4 protein-coding genes and 3 tRNA genes are annotated in these 6295 nt (G+C 41.7%); 3 read left to right on the top strand and 4 right to left on the bottom strand.

Going from position 1 to position 6295, the window contains the following annotated elements; all coding sequences use genetic code 11:
- Positions 1 to 8 precede the first annotated feature (8 nt).
- From Q4D72_RS06960 to Q4D72_RS06945, 4 genes are all read right to left on the bottom strand, one after another.
- A complete protein-coding gene (locus Q4D72_RS06960; RefSeq protein WP_303076996.1) occupies positions 9 to 671 on the bottom strand; it encodes an SMI1/KNR4 family protein in 663 nt (220 codons plus the stop codon).
- A gap of 524 nt (positions 672 to 1195) precedes the next feature.
- Positions 1196 to 1269, bottom strand: a tRNA-Arg gene (locus Q4D72_RS06955).
- Positions 1270 to 1333: 64 nt separating this feature from the next.
- Positions 1334 to 1408, bottom strand: a tRNA-Pro gene (locus tag Q4D72_RS06950).
- 18 nt (positions 1409 to 1426) lie between these two features.
- Positions 1427 to 1510 (bottom strand) — tRNA-Ser (locus Q4D72_RS06945).
- A 327-nt stretch (positions 1511 to 1837) separates the two neighbouring features.
- Here Q4D72_RS06945 and proS point away from each other — a divergent pair.
- The 3 genes from proS (at position 1838) to Q4D72_RS06930 (ending at position 6219) form a co-directional block, all read left to right on the top strand.
- Positions 1838 to 3316 (top strand): proline--tRNA ligase, encoded by a 1479-nt coding sequence (proS, locus tag Q4D72_RS06940; RefSeq protein ID WP_303076994.1) that lies wholly within the window; start codon positions 1838 to 1840, stop codon positions 3314 to 3316.
- A 227-nt stretch (positions 3317 to 3543) separates the two neighbouring features.
- Positions 3544 to 5628 (top strand): phosphate acetyltransferase, encoded by a 2085-nt coding sequence (pta, locus tag Q4D72_RS06935; RefSeq protein ID WP_303076993.1) that lies wholly within the window; start codon positions 3544 to 3546, stop codon positions 5626 to 5628.
- Positions 5629 to 5706: 78 nt separating this feature from the next.
- On the top strand, positions 5707 to 6219 hold the full coding sequence (locus tag Q4D72_RS06930; RefSeq protein WP_303076991.1) for an isoprenylcysteine carboxyl methyltransferase family protein: 513 nt from the start codon (positions 5707 to 5709) through the stop codon (positions 6217 to 6219).
- The last annotated feature ends 76 nt before the right edge of the window (positions 6220 to 6295 follow it).

Here is a 6295-nt window from a genome sequence, read left to right as displayed (position 1 = left end):
TTTCCGATTTATTTTTCCGTTCGTCCGATGGTTTTAAGCCAAAGTTTGGCGTTATCACACTGACTATCAATGGTTGTGCTTTGGTTGTTGGTAAAAGTTTCCCACTGCCAATCTTCACTGCCCACACAGCCCAATCGGGTGTATTCGTCCAAAAATCGCGTGAACGAATTTGCCATCACATAGCCGTGCAACTCGCTGCCGTCGTGGCTCAAATAAACGATGTTTCCGTAAGTTTCCGCCTCCAAATCGATTGTCAAAAAATCGCCGTTGCCCACCTTTTGAAACGCCAATTTGTTGTGATAAATCTTATCGTAAGGGTCGTTGTAATCAGGGTAACATTCTGAAATCCAGTCTTTTCTATCTTCCTCCAAATCAAGCAATAAATCCAGCCCAAAATGTAACTCGCCCGAAAAAATTTCCGCCAATTCATCAGGCAATTCAAGCACTTGGGTTTCCTCGGGGAAAATGTTCCAATAAAATTCAAGATGCGACGAAATATTGAGCAGGGCATTTCTAAAATCGGCAGGAATTTTTATGCCTAACCGGGCTTCCACTTGGGCGATTTCCTCCTCCGTGGCAGGTTCCTTGACGATAAAATCCTGCGTAAATCCGCCCAATTCATCTATTCGGTTTTTAAACCAATGTAATCTTTCTAAAATACTTGTTTTCATTGTTTTATGTTTTTAAAAAATGGATTTTTCTTTTATAATTTTTTGTTTTGCCACGATTGTATAATTCGCTCAAAATCAGCTATCATCAAATCAAAATTGTATTGGATTTTCTTTTGTTTTTGGGCGAAAGCATTTAGGGCGGTCAAAAAATATTCAGCGATTTTCTGTTTTTGTTCTTGGTGGGGCAAGTCGTAAAAATGCCTCTTGTAATTGTTTTTGTAGTTCTACCTGATCTTCAACCGAAAGCAGGTTCGCTTTAATTCGAATAAATCATTGATTTCAAATATTTTAGTAAGTATAAAATTGGTGTTAAATCAATAAAAATTACAAAACGATTGTAGCAAAGATATGCCAAGATTCATAATTTTCTTTTTGGCAAAAATACAAAGAATTAACGGTTTTCTTACCGGAATTGGGTTTATTCTTGGGAAAAATTAAACTTGAAGCAACACAAAAAAAGTAGTGCAGGACAAGCCTGCACTACTTCGAACATAAATTTTAATACAAAATGAAACAAATTCTCGTGATCACGACAGGATTCGAACCTGTGACCGTCTGCTTAGAAGGCAGATGCTCTATCCAGCTGAGCTACGTGACCTCTATTAACTAAAAAATATATTTCAAAATGCAACACTGAAACATTTTTGAAATATATTTTTTTGTCGGGGCGGCAGGATTCGAACCTGCGACCTCCTGGTCCCAAACCAGGCGCGATGACCGGACTACGCTACGCCCCGAATTTCACAAAGATGATGCGGAGAGACTGGGACTCGAACCCAGGCATCGGTTACCCGATGACAGATTAGCAATCTGCTCCGTTACCACTCCGGCACCTCTCCTGAAAAACTTTTATTTATGAACGTTTTTGTTTCTCTTTTGCGGGTGCAAATATAGAATGTTTTTTTTTTCTATGCAAAAAATAATGGATTTTTTTTCACTTTTTCTTTAACTTATTTTTCATATGATTTATATTCAATATTTTATAAAATCATTTTTTTAAGTCATTTTTTGCACAACCTACATAAAGTACCACAAAAATATGTTTCATTTGGATAAGATAGCACAGGAAAATCCGCATAAATATGTCATATGTAAGGCAGAATTCTGAAAATGTAAAATTCTTTTTGTAATTTTGCGCTTTTAACAGAATCGTACCGATAATAAATATGAGTAAAAATTTAACCAAACGCAGCGAAGATTATTCAAAATGGTATAACGAACTGGTGGTAAAAGCCGAACTTGCCGAAAACTCGGGGGTGCGGGGCTGTATGGTCATCAAACCGTACGGATACGCCATTTGGGAAAAAATGCAAGCCGAACTTGACCGAATGTTCAAAGAAACCGGACACGTAAATGCCTATTTCCCGCTTTTCGTGCCGCGTAGTTTTTTTGAAGCCGAAGAGAAAAACGCCGAAGGTTTCGCCAAAGAATGTGCCGTGGTAACGCATTACCGCCTCAAAACCGACCCCAATGAAAAAGGGAAATTAATGGTAGACCCCGATGCCAAACTTGAAGAAGAATTGGTGGTTCGACCCACTTCCGAAGCCATCATCTGGAATACGTACAAAAACTGGATTCAGTCCTACCGCGACCTGCCGATTCTCATCAACCAATGGGCAAACGTGGTGCGTTGGGAAATGCGTACGCGTCTGTTTTTGCGTACCGCCGAATTTCTTTGGCAGGAAGGACATACCGCCCACGCCACCAAAGCCGAAGCCATTGAAGAAGCTGAAAAAATGATGCACGTATATGCCGATTTTGCCGAAAATTTTATGTGCGTGCCGGTTATCAAAGGATTTAAAACCGAATCTGAACGCTTTGCCGGAGCCGACGAAACCTACTGCATCGAAGCTCTTATGCAAGACGGAAAAGCCTTACAGGCAGGAACTTCGCACTTTTTGGGGCAAAATTTCGCCAAAGCTTTCGACGTGAAATTCGCTTCCAAAGAAGGAACGCTCGACTATGTTTGGGCTACTTCGTGGGGCGTTTCCACCCGATTGATGGGAGCACTCATTATGACGCACAGCGATGATAACGGATTGGTACTTCCACCGAAATTAGCTCCTATTCAAGTGGTTATTATTCCGATTTACAAAGGCGAAGAACAACTGGAAGCCGTCCGACAACGCATACTTCCGCTGATGGATAAACTCAAAAAACACGGAATTTCAGTAAAATTCGATGACCGTGACACCCAAAAACCCGGTTTCAAATTCAACGAATACGAACTTAAAGGCGTGCCGGTGCGTTTGGCGGTGGGGCAACGCGATTTGGAGAACAACACTTTTGAAGTGGCTCGTCGCGATACGCTTACCAAAGAAACCGTTTCGGGCGACGGCATTATCGAATACATCGAAAAATTACTTGCTGATATTCAAGAAAATATCTATAAAAAAGCCTTGGAGTATCGCAACTCGCACATCACGGAAGTCAATTCGTATGACGAGTTCAAATCGGTGTTGGAAAGCAAAGGCGGATTTATTTCGGCTCACTGGGACGGAACTCCCGAAACCGAAGCCCGCATTCAGGAAGAAACCAAAGCCACCATTCGTTGCATTCCGTTAGATGCCAAAAACGAAGCAGGCGTTTGTATTTTCTCCGGAAAACCTTCCACCCGGCGGGTTTTATTCGCAAAGGCGTATTAATTAATTCATTTAAATACCATTGACATAAACGGATTTGTTCCCTTAAACTCGGAGCAAATCCGTTTTTATAAAAATAATTCGATTTTATCAATTTATTTTTTTGTCTTTTTTTGCTAAAATACATAACTTTGCACGCAATTTCTTCCCTTTTAAGAAGGAATTTCACGCGTAATTAATCAAATAATTTTCACAATCACATTCAATCCAATAAAATAAGTATCCGTTTTATGAATAAATCAGTTTACATTATCACGCCCGACACGTACAGCGGAAAATCGTTGGTAACCTTGGGAGTGATGCAGATGGTGATGCGCAACACCACCAAAGTGGGATATTTCAAACCTATTTTGGAAAGCACCACGCAGAAGGACAATCACATAACCACCGTTCTTTCACATTTTCAGTTAGATATGGAATATGATGACGCATACGTTTTCAGTAGAAATGAGGTGGCTACCCTTAAAAATAAAGGGAAAATAGGTGAAGTGTATGACACCATCATCAAACGCTACAAGGCTTTGGAAAGCAAGTACGATTTTGTTTTGGTGGAAGGAACTGATTTATTGGAAGAAAGTAATATTTTTGACATCAATTTCAATGCTTCATTGGCGCAAAGTTTGAACATTCCGGCATTGGTGGTGCTGAAAGACAACTTTTCATCGGAAGAAGAACTTGTTAATCACGTGCAGATTGAAGTGAACGCCCTTTTGGAGCAAGAGGTTCAAATTTTAGGTGTATTCGTCAATAAATCAAAAGATTATAGCGAGCAAGCCAAAGAACGTTTACAGCGTGAATTTAAGGATATTCACTTTACGCTCATTCCGCGAGAAGATGATTTGAGTCGCCCGACGGTTAAGGAAGTTGCCGACCAATTGGGGGCGCGTTTCTTGTACAAGGGCGATGATGTGAATATGATTACCAAGAAAACCATCGTGGGCGGAATGCAACTGCACAACTTTTTGAACTACCTGTCAGAGAGCTGTTTGGCGGTAATTCCGGCTGACCGTTCCGACCTGATTGTCGGTACTTTGGCGGCACACATTTCTTCCAACTATCCGCGGGTGGCAGGCATTGTGCTTTCGGGGGCGCTTACACCTGAAAAATCCATCATCAAAATATTAGACGGAACCCAGAAAATGATTCCGCTGATGCTTTCCAAGTACGGAACCTTTGAAACTGCCAACCGCATCGGCAACATCAAATCAAAAATTTATCCTGAAAGCGCCGAAAAAATTAAACTCTGCATTCAACTTTTTGAAAAATATGCCGATGTTGATGCATTAAACGACCGCATTTCATCGTTTAAATCCGATACCATCACCCCGCGAATGTTCCAATATAATATGGTGCAAAGCGCCCGCAAGGCACAGAAACACATTGTTTTACCGGAAGGAACGGACGACCGTATCCTCACGGCGGCTTCACAACTGGCAGCCGACGAATTGGTGTATTTGACCATTTTGGGCGAACCCGAAAAGATAGCTGCCCGCGTGAACGAACTCGGTTTGCGGTGGGACGAAAACCGCATTTCAATCGTGAACCCTATCGAAAGCCCCAAATATCAATCGTATGCCGAAAAGTTATACGAACTCCGTAAATCAAAAGGAATGGAACTTTCACAAGCGCGTGATTTAATGCTCGACGTATCGTATTTCGGTACGATGATGGTGTTCTTGGGCGATGCTGACGGAATGGTTTCAGGGGCGGTGAATACCACGGCACACACCATTCGCCCGTCGTTGCAATTCGTGAAAACCAAACCGAATGTAAACACGGTTTCATCAGTGTTCTTTATGCTATTGAACGACCGCGTGCTGGTTTACGGCGACTGCGCCATCGTTCCGAACCCTACGGCGGAACAACTGGCCGAAATTGCCATCTCGTCGGCTGAATCAGCCAAAGCCTTCGGTATTGAGCCTCGCGTGGCGTTGCTTTCATACTCTTCGGGAAGTTCCGGAAGCGGTGCCGATGTGGACAAAGTGCGTACGGCAACCGAAATCGTAAAGTCACAATACCCTGATTTACTGGTAGAAGGTCCTATTCAGTATGATGCCGCCGTTGACCCCAAAGTCGGTAAGAGCAAAATGCCGAACTCAAAAGTGGCAGGGCAAGCTAATGTGTTGATTTTCCCTGACCTCAATACCGGAAACAATACCTACAAAGCCGTGCAGCGTGAAACGGGCGCCTTGGCTATCGGACCTATGTTGCAAGGACTTAAAAAACCGGTGAATGACCTGAGCCGAGGGGCAACCATTCCGGATATTTATAACACCGTGTTAATTACTGCTATTCAGTCCGTTATGGAGGAATAACACCAATAATTTTACATACCAAAGCCCTTAGCTTTGGTATTTTTTTAGTTATATGTTTAATTTTTAATCTTAATTTTTATGAAAGAAATCATTCTTATTTTTAGTTGTTTTTTTGCTTTACGCTTGGTATCGCTTGCCTTTTCTATAAAAAACGAGAAACGGATTAAGCAACAAGGCGGCATTCAGTACGGGAAATTCAATTCGATGTTGCTGACACTGGCACACATCGCCTTTTATTTTTTGTGCTTGTTTGAAGCTATTTATAAAGAACAAACGCTGAATACCGTATCAAAAGTGGGTATCGGCTTACTGATTTTTGCCTATGCGATGCTGTTTTACGTAATTTACGAACTTCGAGATGTCTGGACGCTAAAAATCTATATCTTGCCCGACCATAAAATTAATAATTCTTTCTTATTCAAGTGGATAAAACACCCCAATTATTTCCTAAACATACTGCCTGAACTGGTGGGAATGGCGCTTTTATGCAATGCCTATACCACCCTTGCCGTGATGCTCCCCATCTATGCCGTAATTTTAGCCATTCGTATCCGTCAGGAAGAAAAAGCAATGGAACAAATTGGAAAATAGCGGTTGGTGAATGGTGAGGACCGCGTGTAAAAACCTTTGGCAAAGTTTGGGGCTTTGCCAAAGGTTTTTGTATTAT

This window comes from Capnocytophaga sp., from assembly GCF_030532915.1.
Classification (GTDB): domain Bacteria; phylum Bacteroidota; class Bacteroidia; order Flavobacteriales; family Flavobacteriaceae; genus Capnocytophaga.
Note: the sequence above shows the minus strand (reverse complement) of the source record. Positions and strands in the feature narration are given on the sequence as shown.

Coding starts and splice junctions, on each gene's coding strand:
- Q4D72_RS06930 (WP_303076991.1), top strand. CDS start 5,707: ATGAAAGAAATCATTCTTATTTTTAGTTGTTTTTTTGCTTTACGCTTG.
- pta (WP_303076993.1), top strand. CDS start 3,544: ATGAATAAATCAGTTTACATTATCACGCCCGACACGTACAGCGGAAAA.
- Q4D72_RS06960 (WP_303076996.1), bottom strand. CDS start 671: ATGAAAACAAGTATTTTAGAAAGATTACATTGGTTTAAAAACCGAATA.
- proS (WP_303076994.1), top strand. CDS start 1,838: ATGAGTAAAAATTTAACCAAACGCAGCGAAGATTATTCAAAATGGTAT.